17 protein-coding genes are annotated in these 15,066 nt (G+C 72.2%); 4 read left to right on the top strand and 13 right to left on the bottom strand.

All coding sequences use genetic code 11. The features are described from left to right. Positions 1–67 precede the first annotated feature (67 nt). On the top strand, positions 68–1,429 hold the full coding sequence (locus IE242_RS19120) for a 3-oxoacyl-ACP reductase (protein WP_189860855.1): 1,362 nt from the start codon (positions 68–70) through the stop codon (positions 1,427–1,429). Between the two features lie 3 nt (positions 1,430–1,432). Beyond that, positions 1,433–2,299, top strand: a complete 867-nt coding sequence (locus IE242_RS19115; protein ID WP_189860853.1) for a MaoC/PaaZ C-terminal domain-containing protein — start codon at positions 1,433–1,435, stop codon at positions 2,297–2,299. A 19-nt stretch (positions 2,300–2,318) separates the two neighbouring features. Here the strand turns inward: IE242_RS19115 and IE242_RS19110 are convergent, their stop codons facing one another. The 10 genes from IE242_RS19110 to IE242_RS19065 form a co-directional block, all read right to left on the bottom strand. Further along, positions 2,319–2,984 (bottom strand): TetR/AcrR family transcriptional regulator, encoded by a 666-nt coding sequence (locus IE242_RS19110; RefSeq protein WP_189860851.1) that lies wholly within the window; start codon positions 2,982–2,984, stop codon positions 2,319–2,321. Positions 2,985–3,082: 98 nt separating this feature from the next. After that, on the bottom strand, positions 3,083–3,397 hold the full coding sequence (locus IE242_RS19105) for a DUF4229 domain-containing protein (RefSeq protein WP_189860850.1): 315 nt from the start codon (positions 3,395–3,397) through the stop codon (positions 3,083–3,085). A 127-nt stretch (positions 3,398–3,524) separates the two neighbouring features. Next, positions 3,525–4,049, bottom strand: coding sequence for a GNAT family N-acetyltransferase (locus IE242_RS19100; protein WP_189860848.1), 525 nt, complete (start codon positions 4,047–4,049; stop codon positions 3,525–3,527). A gap of 66 nt (positions 4,050–4,115) precedes the next feature. Beyond that, on the bottom strand, positions 4,116–5,279 hold the full coding sequence (mqnE, locus tag IE242_RS19095; protein ID WP_189860846.1) for an aminofutalosine synthase MqnE: 1,164 nt from the start codon (positions 5,277–5,279) through the stop codon (positions 4,116–4,118). Positions 5,280–5,338: 59 nt separating this feature from the next. Next, a complete protein-coding gene (locus IE242_RS19090; RefSeq protein ID WP_030572856.1) occupies positions 5,339–5,797 on the bottom strand; it encodes an Lrp/AsnC family transcriptional regulator in 459 nt (152 codons plus the stop codon). Between the two features lie 130 nt (positions 5,798–5,927). Further along, positions 5,928–6,605 carry a UbiX family flavin prenyltransferase gene (locus IE242_RS19085; protein ID WP_189860844.1) on the bottom strand — a complete coding sequence of 226 codons (678 nt, stop codon included), beginning with the start codon at positions 6,603–6,605 and terminating at the stop codon, positions 5,928–5,930. Between the two features lie 32 nt (positions 6,606–6,637). Next, a complete protein-coding gene (locus IE242_RS37785; RefSeq protein ID WP_229859127.1) occupies positions 6,638–6,883 on the bottom strand; it encodes a hypothetical protein in 246 nt (81 codons plus the stop codon). Positions 6,884–7,204: 321 nt separating this feature from the next. Beyond that, entirely contained in the window at positions 7,205–8,143 is a 939-nt protein-coding gene (locus IE242_RS19075; RefSeq protein WP_189860842.1) for a sigma-70 family RNA polymerase sigma factor, read from the bottom strand. Between the two features lie 10 nt (positions 8,144–8,153). Next, a complete protein-coding gene (locus IE242_RS19070) occupies positions 8,154–9,344 on the bottom strand; it encodes an NAD(P)/FAD-dependent oxidoreductase (protein WP_189860840.1) in 1,191 nt (396 codons plus the stop codon). 219 nt (positions 9,345–9,563) lie between these two features. Further along, on the bottom strand, positions 9,564–9,995 hold the full coding sequence (locus IE242_RS19065) for a DUF6223 family protein (RefSeq protein WP_189860838.1): 432 nt from the start codon (positions 9,993–9,995) through the stop codon (positions 9,564–9,566). 219 nt (positions 9,996–10,214) lie between these two features. Here IE242_RS19065 and IE242_RS19060 point away from each other — a divergent pair, with 219 nt between their 5' ends. Beyond that, positions 10,215–11,342 (top strand): sensor histidine kinase, encoded by a 1,128-nt coding sequence (locus tag IE242_RS19060; RefSeq protein ID WP_189860836.1) that lies wholly within the window; start codon positions 10,215–10,217, stop codon positions 11,340–11,342. Beyond that, positions 11,339–12,007, top strand: coding sequence for a response regulator transcription factor (locus IE242_RS19055; protein ID WP_189860834.1), 669 nt, complete (start codon positions 11,339–11,341; stop codon positions 12,005–12,007). Before IE242_RS19060 ends, IE242_RS19055 begins: the two co-directional genes overlap by 4 nt. A gap of 379 nt (positions 12,008–12,386) precedes the next feature. On the opposite strand, the gene IE242_RS19050 is transcribed toward IE242_RS19055, so the two are convergent. From IE242_RS19050 to IE242_RS19040, 3 genes are read right to left on the bottom strand one after another with little or no spacing between them, the layout of a single operon-like run. Next, positions 12,387–12,977 (bottom strand): hypothetical protein, encoded by a 591-nt coding sequence (locus IE242_RS19050; RefSeq protein ID WP_189860833.1) that lies wholly within the window; start codon positions 12,975–12,977, stop codon positions 12,387–12,389. A gap of 4 nt (positions 12,978–12,981) precedes the next feature. Continuing rightward, entirely contained in the window at positions 12,982–14,298 is a 1,317-nt protein-coding gene (locus IE242_RS19045; protein ID WP_189860831.1) for a DUF7224 domain-containing protein, read from the bottom strand. Next, positions 14,289–15,035, bottom strand: a complete 747-nt coding sequence (locus IE242_RS19040; RefSeq protein WP_189860829.1) for an ABC transporter ATP-binding protein — start codon at positions 15,033–15,035, stop codon at positions 14,289–14,291. The genes IE242_RS19045 and IE242_RS19040 overlap by 10 nt, the downstream gene beginning before the upstream one ends. Positions 15,036–15,066: the final 31 nt, after the last annotated feature.

Here is a 15,066-nt window from a genome sequence, read left to right as displayed (position 1 = left end):
GCGACGTAGGATTACCTCGGGTAACCTTACTTCGGAGTAATGTACCGACCGAGCCGGGAGCAGCACCATGGCCGACCGCTACTTGCGTTTCACGGGCACCGCGCCCGGCCGTTTCCTGGCCCGCCGGCTCGGGCTCCCCCAGCCCGCCGCGCTGCACCGCTGGTCACCGGAACGGCCGGTGCTGGACGGGCCGTTGCTGCACCTGACGGCGGGCGAGCCGGGGCTGCGCGGCCTGGCCGGCGTCCTCGCGGGCACGGGACTCAAGGTGCTCGACGCGGCCGGGTCCGCGAGCCGTCCCGCCGCCGTCGTCCTCGACGCCACCGGTGTCACCACCGTCGAGGCCCTCGCCGAGGTGCACGCGGCCCTCCACCCCGTCGTACGGTCCGTCGCCGACAGCGGCCGCGTGGTCGTGCTGGGCACCCGGCCCGACCCGGACGACCACCGGCAGGCGGCCGTCCAGCAGGCGCTGGAGGGCTTCGTGCGGTCCCTCGGCAAGGAGATCGGCCGCGGGCGCACCGTCACCCTCGTCCGGACGGCGGGCGTCGGAACGGCGGGCGTCCGCACGGCGGGAGGCGCAGCCTCCGCCGTCGCCGCCGAATCGACCCTGCGCTTCCTGCTCTCGCCCAGGTCGGCGTACGTCAGCGGCCAGGTCGTCGACGTCGGGCAGGCCGACGTCACGGCGCCCGACGACTGGGAGCGCCCCCTCGCCGGGCGCACCGCCCTGGTCACCGGCGCGGCCCGCGGCATCGGCGCGGCGGTGGCGGAGACGCTGGCGCGGGACGGCGCGCGGGTGGTGTGCCTGGACGTCCCCGCGGCCGAGACCGACCTCGCCGCCGTGGCCGGGCAGTTGGACGGTACGGCCCTCGCCCTCGACATCACCGCCCCCGACGCGGGCGAGCGCATCGTCGCCGCCGTCCCCGGCGGGCTGGACGTCCTCGTCCACAACGCGGGCATCACCCGCGACCGCCGGCTCGCCAACATGGCCGCGGACCGGTGGAGTTCCGTCCTCGACGTCAACCTGGCGAGCGTGCTGCGCACGACCGACGCGCTGCTCGCCGCCAAGGCCCTGAACTCCGGCGGCCGGATCGTCGCCACCGCCTCGATCGCCGGGATCGCGGGCAACACCGGCCAGACCAACTACGCGGCCAGCAAGGCGGGCATCGTCGGCCTGGTCCGCTCGCTCGCCCCGCGCGCCCTCGCCGAGCACGGTGTCACCGTCAACGCGGTCGCGCCCGGCTTCATCGAGACGAAGATGACGGCGGCCGTCCCGCTGTTCATCCGGGAGGCGGGCCGCCGGATGAACTCCCTGGGCCAGGGCGGCCTGCCCGTCGACGTGGCGGAGACGACGGCCTGGCTCGCGCACCCGGCGTCGGGCGCGGTCAACGGCCAGGTCGTACGGGTGTGCGGCCAGAGTCTGCTGGGGGCGTGAGCGATGACCGTCCCCACCGATGCCACGGTGCTCGCCTCCTCCCCCGCGCTCGCGCCGCTGCTCGCGCGCGGGGCCCTGCTCTCCCCCTTCAGGCGCCCCCGCCCCGACGCCGGCTTCCCGCGCGCCCGGCTGGTCCTGCCCGGCGTACGCGCCGACCGGGCGCGCCTCGCCGCGTACGAGCGGGTGTGCGGGTTCCCGGCCGGGGACGGCACGCTGCCGGTCACGTACCCGCACGTCCTGGGCTTCCCGCCGGCCATGGCGCTGATGAGCCGCCGGGACTTCCCGCTCCCCCTGCTCGGCCTGGTCCACACGTCCATCGAGATCGAGCGGCACCGTTCCCTGGCGGCCTCCGGGACGTACGAGCTCACCGTGCACATCGCCGGACTGGTGCCGCACCGGCGCGGCACCGAGGCGACGGTGGTGACCGAGGTACGGGCGGACGGCGGCCTCGTCTGGGAGTCGCGCAGCACGTATCTGGCCCGCCACCGGACCACCGCTCCCCCGCCCGGGCGGAGCACGCCCCCGTCCCCCGGCCTGCCGCCCGCCGTCACGGAGTGGCGGCTGCCCGGCGGCCTCGGGCGGCGCTACGGCGCGGCCTCCGGTGACCGCAACCCCATCCACCTGCACCCGCTCACGGCCCGCCTCTTCGGATTCCCCCGGGCCATCGCGCACGGCATGTGGACGGTGGCGCGCTGTCTCGCCGAGCACGGCACTCCGGAGGCGGCGTTCGTCCGCGCGGAGTTCCGGGCACCGGTACCGCTGCCGGCGACGGTGACGTACGCGGCGGACGGCACGCGCTTCGCGCTGCTCGGCGGCGGCGAGCGGCAGCGGCTGCACGTCCTCGGAGAAGTACGCCGGCTGAACGGCTGAACGGCTGAACGGCGAGGGTCTACCCGGCCGGTACGGCCTCCGCCCCGCTCGGCGCCGCCCAGGGACGGCCCCCCATCAGCTCGCCGAGACCGGCCCACGCGAAGTTCATCAGCGTCGCCGCCGCCTGCCGGGCCGTGACGCCCGGGGTGGCGTTGGCCCAGGCGGCCAGCGACTCGGCGGCGCCGACGAGGGCCTCGGCGAGCCCGGCGACCTCGCGCTCCGGCAGGGACGGATCGCGGCGGGCCTCCCGCGCGGCGACCACGATCACCTCGGTGACGAACGCGACCATGTCCGCCCGCAGCGCGGCCACCTCGGCCGCGAACGGCTCACCGTGCGTACGGGCCTGGAGGTGCAGCACCGTCCATCCGTCGGGGTGCTGCGCGGTGTGCGTGAAGAAGGCCGTGAGCCCTTCCCAGAGCTGGCGGTCGGCGGGCAGCCCGGGGTGCACCCCCGCCCGTACGGCCGTGGTCAGCGCCTTGGCCTCGCGGCGGATGCAGGCGATGAAGAGGTCTTCCTTCGAGTTCAGGTACAGATACACCAACGGCTTGGACACGCCCGCCAGTTCGGCGATCTCGTCCATCGACGCGGCTCGGTACCCGCGCTGCCCGAAGGTCCGCACGGCCGCGTCCAGCATCTGCTGCTCCCGCACGGCCCGCGGCATCCGTTTGCTCTTCACGGCACCCATGGGGACAGATTACGAGCACACGGAGGCGTGGGACGGACTCCGCTCACACCGGAGCGGCTGAAAGCAGCCGTCGGCAGTCGCCGGAGACCGTCGGCCGGCTACGAGGCCTGACCCTGAGCCGCCTGGCCCGTCGACCGGGCGGCGTCGTCCGCCACGTCCTCCTGGCTGCGGTTGGCCTCGAGGTTGGCCTTGGCCCGGTCGACGCGCTGGACGATCTGCACGGAGGCCCGGTCACGCTCCTTGCGCAGCACCACGAAGCTGATCGGCGCGGAGAGCACCAGGGCCAGCAGGAGCATCCAGACGCCGTTGGAGGCGCCGAGTCCGCGGGGGACGACACCGGCGTAGACGAGACCCCAGACGACCACGAAGCAGCCCACGAAGATACCGAGGCGCATCAGTGTGTAGCGGAGCATCTCAATCCACTCTTCCGTTCGGAACCTGGCCAAAGGGGCACTGTCCAGTGAACCACGGCGCCCCCGCGATCTCTCAGGGGGGCTGGCCGAGGGCCGACCCGGGGGCTGGCCGAGGGCCGACCCGGGGCTAGCCGAGGGGCAGCAGCATGAAGATGTCGTCGCGGTCGTCCCCCGGCGCGACCCGGATCGCCCCGGGCACCCGCCCGACCTCCTTGTACCCGCAGGACCCGTAGAACCGCTCCAGCCCCAGCCCGCCCCGGCAGGTGAGCCGGATGGCCTCGATCCCCTCGAAGCCCCGCGCGGCGTCCGCGGCGGCCGCGAGCAGGTCCCGCCCGTATCCCTTGCCCTGGTGCGCGGGGTGCACCATCACGGTGTACAGCCACACCCAGTGCGTCATCAGGCGGTGCGTGTTGAAGGTGAAGAACGCGGTGGCGGCCACGTTCCCGTCCGCGTCGAACCCGACGAGCAGCCGGGCACGCCCCTCGGCCATCGCCACGAAGTGCTTCACCAGCTCGGGCCGGATCACCTCCGGGTCGACCGGCGGCACGAATCCCACAGCGCCCCCGGCGTTGGACACATCGGCCCACAGCCGGAGGATGCCGTCGCGCAGTGCGGGTGTGACGGGCGGGTCCAACTGAAACGTAAGGGACATAAAACGACCGTACGCATTACACAGGACCCGCCACAAATCAAGCCCACGGATCGGACAGAACCGGTCTCACACGCGCATCGGCTGCGGCGACTCCCGGCGGGCAGGGTCCGGACCGTCGTACTCGCGGATGATCTCGTACCGGGTGTTCCGCTCCACCGGCCGGAACCCGGCGTCGCGGATCAGCTCCAGCAGGTCCTCGCGGGTCAGCTTGTTGGGCGTGCCGTAGTTGTCCGCGTCGTGCGTGATCTTGTACTCGACGACCGAGCCGTCCATGTCGTCGGCGCCGTGCTGCAGCGCGAGCTGCGCGGTCTGGACACCGTGCATGACCCAGAAGACCTTCACGTGCGGCACGTTGTCGAACAGCAGCCGCGACACGGCGAAGGTCTTCAGCGCCTCGGCCCCGGTCGCCATCTGCGTCCGCGCCTGCAGCCGGTTCCGGACCTTCCCGTCCTTCATGTCCACGAAGTCGTGCTGGTAGCGCAGCGGGATGAAGACCTGGAAACCGCCGGTCTCGTCCTGGAGCTCACGCAGCCGCAGCACGTGGTCCACGCGGTGGCGGGGCTCCTCGATGTGGCCGTACAGCATCGTGCACGGGGTCTTCAGCCCCTTCTCGTGCGCGAGGCGGTGGATCCGGGACCAGTCCTCCCAGTGGGTGCGGTGGTCCACGATGTGCTGCCGGACCTCCCAGTCGAAGATCTCGGCACCACCGCCGGTGAGGGATTCCAGACCCGCGTCGATGAGCTCGTCGAGGATCTCGGAGGCGCTCATCCCGGAGATCGTCTCGAAATGGTGGATCTCCGTCGCCGTGAACGCCTTCAGCGAGACGTCCGGCAGGGCGGCCTTCAGCTCGCGCAGCGACCGCGGGTAGTAACGCCACGGCAGGTTCGGGTGCAGCCCGTTGACGATGTGGAGCTCGGTGAGGTTCTCGCCCTCCATCGCCTTGGCGAGCCGGACCGCCTCCTCGATGCGCATCGTGTAGGCGTCCTTCTCCCCCGGCTTGCGCTGGAAGGAGCAGTACGCGCACGAGGCCGTGCACACATTGGTCATGTTCAGATGCCGGTTGACATTGAAATGAACGACGTCGCCGTTCTTCCGCGTCCGCACCTCGTGGGCGAGGCCGCCGAGCCAGGCCAGGTCGTCCGACTCGTACAGCGCGATGCCGTCCTCGCGGGTCAGCCGCTCACCGGCCCGGACCTTGTCCTCCAGCTCGCGCTTGAGCCCGACGTCCATGCTCACACCTTTCTCCGAACAGACTTCCCCACCGTACTCCCCGCCTGCCGACTGCTTGCTTACTGCACCTCTTCGGGCAGCTCCCCCACCCGGTTCTCCCACTTGGTGGAGAGCACGACGGTGGTGCGGGTCCGCGACACCCCCTTCGTGCCGGACAGCCGCCGGATGGTCTTCTCCAGCCCGTCCACGTCCGACACCCGCACCTTGAGCATGAACGAGTCGTCGCCCGCGATGAACCAGCAGTCCTCGATCTCGTTGAGGTCCTTCAGCCGGGCGGCCACGTCCTCGTGGTCGGCGGCGTCGGAGAGCGAGATGCCGATGAGGGCGGTCACGCCGAGGCCGAGCGAGGCGGCGTCGACGGTGGCGCGATAGCCGGTGATGACGCCGGCGGCCTCCAGCCGGTTGATGCGGTCGGTGACGCTGGGCCCGGAGAGGCCGACGAGGCGGCCGAGCTCCGCGTAGGAGGCGCGGCCGTTCTCCCTGAGGGCCTGGATGAGCTGCCTGTCCACCGCGTCCATTGCGATCGGTTGCCTTCCGCTGAAGAGGTTCGAAGTCTTACGAAGTCCTGCGAGGTGTTTCGAATGTTGCCGGAGTGGGTCGGGGAGCTCGGGAGCTCGGGAGCTCGGAAATTATGGAGGGGCCGGCAACTCAGCTCGTACGGGAGCCCCCGCCCAGCTCCCCCCGCCACCGCCGGTACAGGCCGTGCTCGACGCCCGCCGCGTCCAGCACCCGCCCGGCGACGAAGTCCACCAGGTCCTGGATGTGGGTGGCGCCCGCGTAGAACGCGGGCGAGGCTGGCAGCACCACGGCCCCGGCCTCGTCGAGGGCGACGAGCTGCTTGAGCGTCTGCCCGTTCAGCGGAGTCTCCCGAACGGCGACGACCAGCGGGCGGCGCTCCTTGAGGGTGACGCTCGCGGCGCGCTGCAGCAGGTCCTTGCTGAGCCCGAGGGCGACCCCGGCGACACAGGCGGTGGAGGCGGGCACGATCAGCATGCCCTTGGCGGGGTACGACCCGGAGGACGGGCCGGCGGCGAGATCCCCGGCGCTCCAGTGCCGTACGTCGTCGATACGCAGGTCATGGAAGGCGTCCGGCTTCCCGTCGGCCCCGCGCGCGAGCCACTCCCGCAGATCGTCCCGCCAGTGCGCGTCCCGGAACGAGATCCCCGTCTCGTCGAGCAGCGTGAGCCGCGAGGCCCGGCTGACGACCAGATCGACGCTCTCCCCGGCATCCAGCAGCCCACGCAGCACCGCAGCGGCATACGGCGTACCGGACGCGCCGGAAACCCCCACGATCCAAGGCCGACGCTGCGATTCCCCTGCGTTCACGTACTCGAGCCTACCGGCGTGCTGTGGCGGGCTCAGGACCGGTGGGGCGCCTTCGGGTCCACGGGCAGTGAGCCGGTGTCCAGCCGGAGCTTGCCGAGCGGGGAGTCGACGGTGAGGTCGGCGCCTCGGCTTCGACGGCGTTCCTGAGGAGGTGAGCTGTTCTGCCGTGGTGCGGCGTGACCGGACTCGGCCAGGATGTCCCCTTCGGCCATTTCCGCCCGGAAGCCGGGCAGTGTCCCGTCGAGGCGGGCGAGGTGGGTGTGCAGGCGTCGACTCATGGGCGTGGACCGTGGGCAGACCCGTCGGGCCCCGTACGAGCGAGTCCCACAGGCCCACTCGTACGGGGTACTGCCGATACAACCGTTGACGCCGGGATCATCCGGCTCGCTACTCCACATCCGTTGTGCGACAACGCAGGCGGAGATACTCCACGACGCCGGCCGATCAGGTTCCGGTGGAAGATGACGTGGTGGGCGAGAACGCGGCCCGCTCGGCGGCGAGGTGACGAGGTGACGAGCTTCGGCCCCCGCGCTGCTGTGCGGCGCGGGGGCCGCAGGGGTGCCGCTCCCACACAGGTCACTGGATTCCGGTGGCTCCGGTCACCATGCGTGGATGACCGGCGCGTCGGATCCGTGCCGCCGCCATGCCTCGTTGAGGCGCGCGAGCCGGCCCGCGGCGGCGATGCCGCACAGGGACGCGACCCTGCCGTCGCTCACCTCGAACGCCACGGCGCCCACGACCCGTTCCTCGATCACGGCGACGACGGCCGGGGAGCCGTTGACCAGCGCGATGTGGAACACGGGCGAGCCACCGGCCAGCCGCCGCTTCGCCGGAGTGGGCTTGAAGCCGGCCCGCACGTAGGAGGCGACCCGCTCGCGCGTCGTGTACCGCAGCAGCCGCCTGCCCAGTCCGGCGCCGTCCGAGACCGCCGTCACGTCGTCGGTGAGCAGCGCCACCAGCCGTTCGGTGCGCCCCGACACGGCGGCGGCGAGGAACTCCTCGACGACCCGGCGCGCGGACGCGGGGTCCACCTCGCCGCCGCGGCGGCGCTCGGCGGCGACCCGGATCCGGGCCCGGTGGACATGCTGCTGGCTCGCGGACTCGGTGATGTCGAGGATCTGGGCGATCTCTGCGTGGCTGTACGAGAAGGCCTCACGCAGGACGTAGACGGCCCGCTCGACCGGCGAGAGGCGCTCCAGGAGGGTCAGTACGGCCAAGGACACCGATTCGCGCTGCTCGAAGGTGTCGGCCGGGCCGAGCATCGGGTCGCCTTCCAGGAGCGGCTCGGGCAGCCAGGCACCGGCCGCTCGCTCGTGGCGCGCCTGCGCCGAGCGGAGCCGGTCGAGGCAGAGATGGGTGACGACCTTGGTCAGCCACGCTTCCGGCACCTCGATGCGTTCGCGGTCCGCGGCCTGCCAGCGCAGGAACGTGTCCTGCACGGCGTCCTCGGCGTCGGCGGCCGAGCCGAGCAGCCGGTACGCCAGCGAGGCCAGCCGGCCCCGGCTGGCCTCGAACCGATCGATGGCTGCACCGTCCATACGGAGCAGCCTATGCGGCGGCCCTCACACCGGCCCGGTCGGGCGCGGTGGCCAGGCGGCGCCGGCGCTTCGGCATGCCGAAGGTCGGGTGGGCGATGCCCCACCCGGCCCCCTTGAGCACGCCCGACTTGATCCCCGCGGCGGGCCGGCCGCCCAGGTACCAGGACTTCGACCGGGCGTCCCCGTCCACCATCTGGATGATCGCGTCCCGCCGCCCGAGGCTGATGTGGTTGCCGAAGTACGTCAGCCCGGTGGTCGGGACCGTGCTGCCCGTCAGGCGCGCGATGATCGCGGCGGTCGCCTGCATGTTGGTGACGCCGGCCGAGGCGCAGGACATCGGCAGCGGCCGGCCGTTGTCGCCGATCGCGTAGGCGCAGTCACCGGCGGCGTAGACGTCCGGGTGCGAGACCGAGCGCATGGTGCGGTCGACGGCGATCTGGCCGGTCCCGGCGACCTCCAGGCCGCTGGCGGCCGCGATGGGGTGCACGGCGAACCCGGCCGACCACACGGTCACGTCGGCCGGGATGGACGTACCGTCGGCGGCGATCGCCCGGGTCGGCTCGACGGCTTCGACGGCGGTGTGCTCGTGGACGGTGATGCCGAGGCGGTCGAAGGCCTGGCGCAGGTGGCGGCGGGCCTTCGGGGAGAGCCAGGCGCCCGGCTCCCCGCGGGCGGCGAGCGCGACCGAGAGGTCGGGCCGGGCCTCGGCGAACTCGGTAGCGGTCTCGATGCCGGTCAGCCCCTCACCGACGACCAGTACGGTGCCGCCCTCGCCCAGGCCGGCCAGGCGCTCGCGCAGCCGCAGCGCCGAGGACCGGCCGGTCACGTCGAAGGCGTACTCGGCCACGCCGGGGACGCCATGGTGGGCGACGGAGCTGCCGAGCGCGTAGAGAAGCGTGTCGTACGCGAGCTCGCCGTCGCCGTCCTCACCGGTCACCGCGACAGCCCTGCGCTCGGGGTCGACGCCGGTGACGCGCGCCAGGCGCAGCCGCACCCCGGTGCCCGCGAAGACGTCGGCGAGCTTGCGCGAGGGGAGGTCCTGACCGATCGCGAGCTGATGGAGCCGCATCCGCTCGACGAAGTCCGGCTCGGCGTTGACGACGGTGATCTCGGTGTCGGCGGGGGAGAGCCGGCGGGCCAGGTTCCCGGCGGCGAAAGCCCCGGCGTATCCGGCGCCGAGGACGACGATGCGGTGCTTCATGGCGATGCTCCTGTCTCGTTCGCTTGCCCCTTGAACGGGACGGCGCACCGATTGCTGACAGGAACCGGGTGTGACGCGGGTCACCACGCCGAGGCGAGCGGCTGAGCGCCTCCGACAGGCGCTTGGGCCTGCCTTGGCCGGGAAGCCGAAACGGGGCGTCGGCCGATCACGGATCGTCGGCTTCCGGCAGATCCGAACGCGCGCTCGTGCTCGCTGAGGTCAGCCGGTGCGGCGGGAGCGGGCCAGCGCCAGCCACCCGAGGACCGCGGCGATCAGCCCCAGGAGCAGGGCCGCAGCGCCTGCGACCACTCCGTTCCCGGTGCCGGGACCACCGTCGGCGACGGCCAGATCCAGCGCGCCACCGACCACGGCGATCAGCCCCGCCACCAGGGCCGTGATCGCCCCCTTCGTCCCACCGTCGCCGCTACGGCGGACCGAGCGGGCCAGAGCCAGCCGGCCGATGACCACGCCGGCCAGCGCCAGCAGCGCGGCCGCGGTTGCCCAGAATCGCGCGGCGGTCAGGGAGTACGCACCGGCCTCGGACGACTGGGTAAAGACGTGCGCGGCCGCCGGTGCGGCAAGGCCGAGGCCTCCGAGCAGGGCGGCTGCGGCTGCGGCTCCGGCTGCGGCAAGCAGACGACGGACAGACATCGGGATGCTCCTTCTCTTCCTGCGACTGGATGCCGCCTGAGCATGTCTGCCGGACCCACCCCCAGTCGTCCGGCGAACGGAGACACTTCGCGCTGCCGCCGATGCCGCATCCGGCTGCCACGGACGCCGCAGGCGCCGCGAAGGTACTGCGTGCGCAGTAGCCGGCCGCTCGTCCACGAGGGGGGTCCGCGCGCGGCGGCAGCCAGCTAGGGTGCGCGCATGAGTGCAGGTGAGGCCGGTGTCCGGGACCGCGCCGGAGACTGGGTCATCGCTGTCGGCGTGGCGACGGCGCTGCTGGTCACCGGGCTGTCCGAGCAGCACTCCGCCACGAGCCTCGACCTGCTCGGCTACGCGCTGCTGGCGGCCGGCGGCCTGGTGCTGGCTGCGCGCCGCCGGGCTCCGGTCGCCGTACTGGCCGTCGCCGGGCTGTGCGCGGTGGGTTACCAGGCGGCCGGTTTCGACGTGCCTGCTGTCGCCTACCTGTTCGCGGTGTACGCAGCCGTACGGGCGGGACACCGCACCATCACGGTGGCAGCGAGCGTGACCATGCTGGCGGCTCTCCCCCTCGCAGCCCTGGCCTCGGGCCTGCACGACACGGGTGAGGCGTTCGCGCGAGCCCGAGGCGCCCTCGAGATCGCCTGGCTGATCGCGGCGGGCGCCGCGGGGGAAGCGCTGCGGCAGGCCGAGCGGCGGGCGGACGAGGCCGAGCGCACCAGGGAGGAGACCGCGCGGCGCCGCGCCGACGAGGAGCGGCTGCGCATCGCGCGGGAGCTGCACGATTCCCTCACTCACCAGATCTCGGTCATCAAGGTGCAGTCCGAGGTCGCCGTCCACGTGGCCCGCAGGCGTGGCGAACGGGTGCCCGAGGCCCTGCTGGCGATCCAGGAGGCCGGACGTGAGGCGACCCGGGAACTGCGCGCGACCCTGGAGGCGCTCCGCGACGACGACACGACGCCGCCGCGCGGGCTCGACCACGTCCCGGAACTGGTGGAACGAGCGAGTAAGACCGGCCTGGAGGCGACGCTGACGATCGAGGGACGGCGGCACGACGTGCCGACCGCGGTGGGACGGACCGTCTACCGGATCGTCCAGGAGTCGCTGACCAACATCGCCCGGCACGCGGAGGCCGGCACGGCGTCGGTCCGGATCGACTGCCGTCCGGACGTTCTCGCGGTACGCATCGACGACGACGGCAAGGCGACGCCGGACACTGCGCCGGAGCCCGGCGTCGGGCTGCTGGGCATGCGCGAACGCGTCACCGCCCTCGGCGGCCGACTGCGGGCGGAACCGCGCGGCGAGGGCGGCTTCACCGTCCAGGCCGAACTCCCCCTGGACCGCACGTCATGATCCGTGTCCTGCTGGTCGACGACCAGCCGCTCATTCGCAGCGGATTCCGCGCGCTCCTCGACCTCGAGGACGACATCGAGGTGGTGGCCGAGGCCGCCGACGGCAGCGAGGGCCTGGAGCTCGCCAGAGAGCACCTGCCCGACGTCGCGCTCGTCGACATCCAGATGCCGGTCGTCGACGGCATCGACCTGACCCGGCGCATCGCCGCGGACCCGGCGCTGGCCGGGGTACACGTCGTCATCCTGACCAACTACGGCCTGGACGCGTACGTCTTCGACGCGCTACGCGCCGGCGCCGCCGGGTTCCTGGTGAAGGACGTCGTGCCGGAAGACTTTCTGCACGCCGTACGCGTCGCCGCGCGCGGCGACGCCCTGCTCGCACCGTCGATCACCCGCAAGCTGATCAACCAGTACGTCGCCCAGCCGCTCCCCACCGGCACCGGCACCGGCACGGGGCTGGAAGAGCTGACCAGCCGCGAACGCGAGGCCGTCGTGCTGGTCGCGCAAGGCCTGTCCAACGAGGAGATCGCGGGCCGTCTGGTGATCAGCCCGCTGACCGCGAAAACCCACATCAACCGAGCCATGACCAAGCTCCATGCCCGTGACCGCGCCCAACTCGTGGTCGTCGCCTACGAATCCGGCCTGGTGACCCCACGCAACGCCTGATGTCTCCGTATGCCGAAGTGCGGTACGCCGCGTAGCCGTCAACACCATCCGCCGGGCCGTCCGGGAACTCCGCGACCGGGAACTCGTCATAACGGTCCCGGTCAAGGGCACCTTCATCCGCGCCGAACAGCCGCCCACGGACACACCGGAGAACGAGAGCGCCGACTGACGGCTCCGGATGGTTCGTTCCACCGCGCCTCACCTCTGCGGTGCGCCACCATGGCGAGGTGAGCGATCTGCCTCGCTACGCATACGTGAAGCTTGCGGACGCCATCGCCGACGACATCCAGTCCGGGAAGCCGGCGCAAGGAGCTGCTCTCCCGGGTGATCATGCCGCCCGAGGGCATCTGCGAGGGTCGCAGCCATATGCCCGTTTCGATCAGCTCGCGTCGCGGATGATCGGGGCTGCCGGAGCCGCGACTGTGCCGAGGGCCAGCGTCGCGGTGGCTGTCAGAGCGGCGGACAGGTGGTCCGGGGGCATGAGGATGACCGACCACGGCTGGGCCTGACCGTTGCCGCCCGAGTTGCCGATGAGCATCATCGTGATCACCCATGCGACGGGGGTGATGGCGGCCGCCTGATGACCCGCTATCCGGCGGGCGCACAGCATCAGTCCGACCAGGAACGCGGTGTTGCGGCCGGCGGTGTTCGCCGTCGGGGTGTCGAGGAGCACGGTGACGGCGTACGCCACGGCCACCGCGGCAAAGGCGGTGATCAGGATCAGTGCCTGGTCGAACCGGGGGACGGGACGACTGCCCGAGGCCTCGGCGGCGGGAAGCCTGCTGCTGAGGGAGAACGCGAGCCCTATGCAGGTCAGGAGCGGGGCGAAGAGAACCAGAGGCCGGGCGGTGTCGCTGCCCAGGGAAGGGAGATCGACCAGCGTGTCCCCGGCCGCCGCGGTCAGCGTGGCGTACGCCACGAGAGCCGCGGCAAGGACCGGGATCCGTCGCGTTGTCAGCCACAGGCGCATCGGATCACCCTTCCGTCCCGGAGGCGGCCGGCATGGTCTCCGGAGCGGGCTTGCACTGCTGGAGCAACGTGACGTTTCGCGTGTACCAGGACAACTGCTTGTCGGGCGAAAGCTTCGTTTCCCTGTTCACCACGGACATCACCCGGGGGTCGGCGGCCAGCTTCTGGCTGTACTGGCTTCCGATCTCCTCGGCGCTCATACCGGCCTTGACCATGAGCCAGGCCGCGAGCGTTCCCGCATGACCGGTGCGGGCGTCGGACTTGGTGGGACACGGCGGGATCATCGGCAGCGCCGACGCGGCGATGCTCGCCCGCACATCCACGTCGCTCATGTCCCGATGGAGGAACAGCCGCCACGTCCGCGCATCGGTGTCGGCCGCCTCGGAGACGAACGCGAGCTCCTCCGGCGGCTCCAGGCCCGCGTCGACGAGGCGCGGCACGATCTCCCTCGCGGAGGCGTCCAGCTGGTCCAGGCTGCCGGCCGCTTCCTTGGGGACGCAGATTCTGGGGGAGTCGCCGGCGCACACGGGCGGATCGGTACGGGCGCGCAGCGGCGGGTCACCGTCCCAGTCACGCACGGGATAGACGGCCGAGACGGTGAACACGCTCAGGCAGATCAGGGACGCGGCAGCCGCGGCGCCGACGCGCACGAGGCGGGTGCGACGCCACCGGGCGATCTCCGCGCTGACCAGGACAGCCGCCAGGAAACCCGTGGCCAGCACCATCGGTACGGCGAGCGCCACCGGGTGCATGGTGATGGTGACGTCTCCGTACGGGGCGGCGAGCCATCCGGTGAGTTCCCGCAGCCACATCGGGTCGACGACCGTGACCGGCATCACCAGGCACAGATAGTCGACCACCAGGATCAGCGGTGTGGCCAGGATCCGTGGCAGCAGCATCCCGAGCCCGTAACCGAGGACCGTGTGGACGGTGATGAGGTACCCGGCCATGGCCAGCACGCCCAGGTGCGGCCAGTCATGTGCGGCGCCGGTCTCCATACGTACGGTCAGCAGGCACACCGCGACCCCCGCCACCCCCAGCAGAACCACGGGCCACAGCGTGCCGATCGCGATCGCGTACCGGCCGCGCACGGGCGCCAGCCGGTGGACACCCGCCCTTCTCATGCGCCCGGCCTCCCAGGCCGCGAAGGCGGCGCAGGCGGGAGCGTAGAAGGGGAGGGTGTGCCCGACCAGAGCGGTGTTGCCGGCCCAGTAGGCCGGCTCGTTCGCCGCCTCGTGGCTGGTGACCAGCCACACCCACGCAAGGACCAGAGGAGCGATCCACACGACGCTGGTGGTGCGCAGGGCTGTCCCTATGCGCATGCCGCATCCTCCTGGACGGTGGCGTAGTAGGCGGCCTCCGCGATGCGGCCCGGCGCGGTGCCCGACGGGGCCAGGGCGAGGAAGTCGCGTACCGCACCGGCATAGCGGATGACCCCGCCGTTCAGGACGACGACGTGGTCGTAGGTGTCCTCCAGGTCCGCGACGTCGTGGGTGGAGAGCAGCACGTGCTGGTCGAGGCCGCCGAGGATCTCGTGGAAGACGCGTCGCTGGCGCGGGTCCATGCCGGCGGTCGGCTCGTCGAGCAGCAGGACTTCGGCCTGGTGCACCAGGGACTGGGCGACGCCGACCCGGCGCTGCTGCCCGCCGGACATCCGGCGTACCTTCTGGTCGGCCATGTCGGCGAGTTCGACGCGCTCGAGAGCTCCGAGCGAGGCGTCCCAGGCGTCCCGGCGGTTCATGCCTTTCAGCCAGCCGACATAGGCCACTTGTTCGCGGGCGGTCAGCCGGGGAACCGATTCGATGTGCTGGGGCAGCCATGCGATACGCCGGCGGTACTCGGCGAGGTCGCCGCGCCGGTCGGTCCTGCGTCTGCCGTAGGCGACGGTGCCGGTCTGCGGCCTCAGCACGGAGGCGGCCAGGGACAGGACCGTCGACTTGCCGGCGCCGTTGGGGCCGAGGAACACGGTCCGGCCGGGCGGGAAGGCGAAGGTGAGGTCCCGGATGACCGGACTGCGGCGACGATAGCCGAACGCGGCCGCGTGGAAGCCGATGGGCATGGTGCGCGCTCTCTGACGGTGGGGGAAGCCC

It is taken from the genome of Streptomyces poonensis (assembly GCF_014650915.1).
GTDB classification, from domain to species: Bacteria; Actinomycetota; Actinomycetes; order Streptomycetales; family Streptomycetaceae; genus Streptomyces; species Streptomyces poonensis.
This window is presented reverse-complemented; position numbering and strand designations above follow the sequence as displayed.

Excerpts from the sequence above, each read along its gene's own strand:
- IE242_RS19065 (WP_189860838.1), bottom strand. The coding sequence starts at position 9,995 with ATGTCTGTCCGTCGTCTGCTTGCCGCAGCCGGAGCCGCAGCCGCAGCC.
- mqnE (WP_189860846.1), bottom strand. The coding sequence starts at position 5,279 with ATGGACGTCGGGCTCAAGCGCGAGCTGGAGGACAAGGTCCGGGCCGGT.
- IE242_RS19120 (WP_189860855.1), top strand. The coding sequence starts at position 68 with ATGGCCGACCGCTACTTGCGTTTCACGGGCACCGCGCCCGGCCGTTTC.
- IE242_RS19070 (WP_189860840.1), bottom strand. The coding sequence starts at position 9,344 with ATGAAGCACCGCATCGTCGTCCTCGGCGCCGGATACGCCGGGGCTTTC.
- IE242_RS19045 (WP_189860831.1), bottom strand. The coding sequence starts at position 14,298 with ATGCGCATAGGGACAGCCCTGCGCACCACCAGCGTCGTGTGGATCGCT.
- IE242_RS19115 (WP_189860853.1), top strand. The coding sequence starts at position 1,433 with ATGACCGTCCCCACCGATGCCACGGTGCTCGCCTCCTCCCCCGCGCTC.
- IE242_RS19110 (WP_189860851.1), bottom strand. The coding sequence starts at position 2,984 with ATGGGTGCCGTGAAGAGCAAACGGATGCCGCGGGCCGTGCGGGAGCAG.
- IE242_RS19050 (WP_189860833.1), bottom strand. The coding sequence starts at position 12,977 with ATGCGCCTGTGGCTGACAACGCGACGGATCCCGGTCCTTGCCGCGGCT.
- IE242_RS19040 (WP_189860829.1), bottom strand. The coding sequence starts at position 15,035 with ATGCCCATCGGCTTCCACGCGGCCGCGTTCGGCTATCGTCGCCGCAGT.
- IE242_RS19055 (WP_189860834.1), top strand. The coding sequence starts at position 11,339 with ATGATCCGTGTCCTGCTGGTCGACGACCAGCCGCTCATTCGCAGCGGA.
- IE242_RS19100 (WP_189860848.1), bottom strand. The coding sequence starts at position 4,049 with ATGTCCCTTACGTTTCAGTTGGACCCGCCCGTCACACCCGCACTGCGC.
- IE242_RS19090 (WP_030572856.1), bottom strand. The coding sequence starts at position 5,797 with ATGGACGCGGTGGACAGGCAGCTCATCCAGGCCCTCAGGGAGAACGGC.
- IE242_RS19075 (WP_189860842.1), bottom strand. The coding sequence starts at position 8,143 with ATGGACGGTGCAGCCATCGATCGGTTCGAGGCCAGCCGGGGCCGGCTG.
- IE242_RS19060 (WP_189860836.1), top strand. The coding sequence starts at position 10,215 with ATGAGTGCAGGTGAGGCCGGTGTCCGGGACCGCGCCGGAGACTGGGTC.
- IE242_RS19105 (WP_189860850.1), bottom strand. The coding sequence starts at position 3,397 with ATGCTCCGCTACACACTGATGCGCCTCGGTATCTTCGTGGGCTGCTTC.
- IE242_RS37785 (WP_229859127.1), bottom strand. The coding sequence starts at position 6,883 with ATGAGTCGACGCCTGCACACCCACCTCGCCCGCCTCGACGGGACACTG.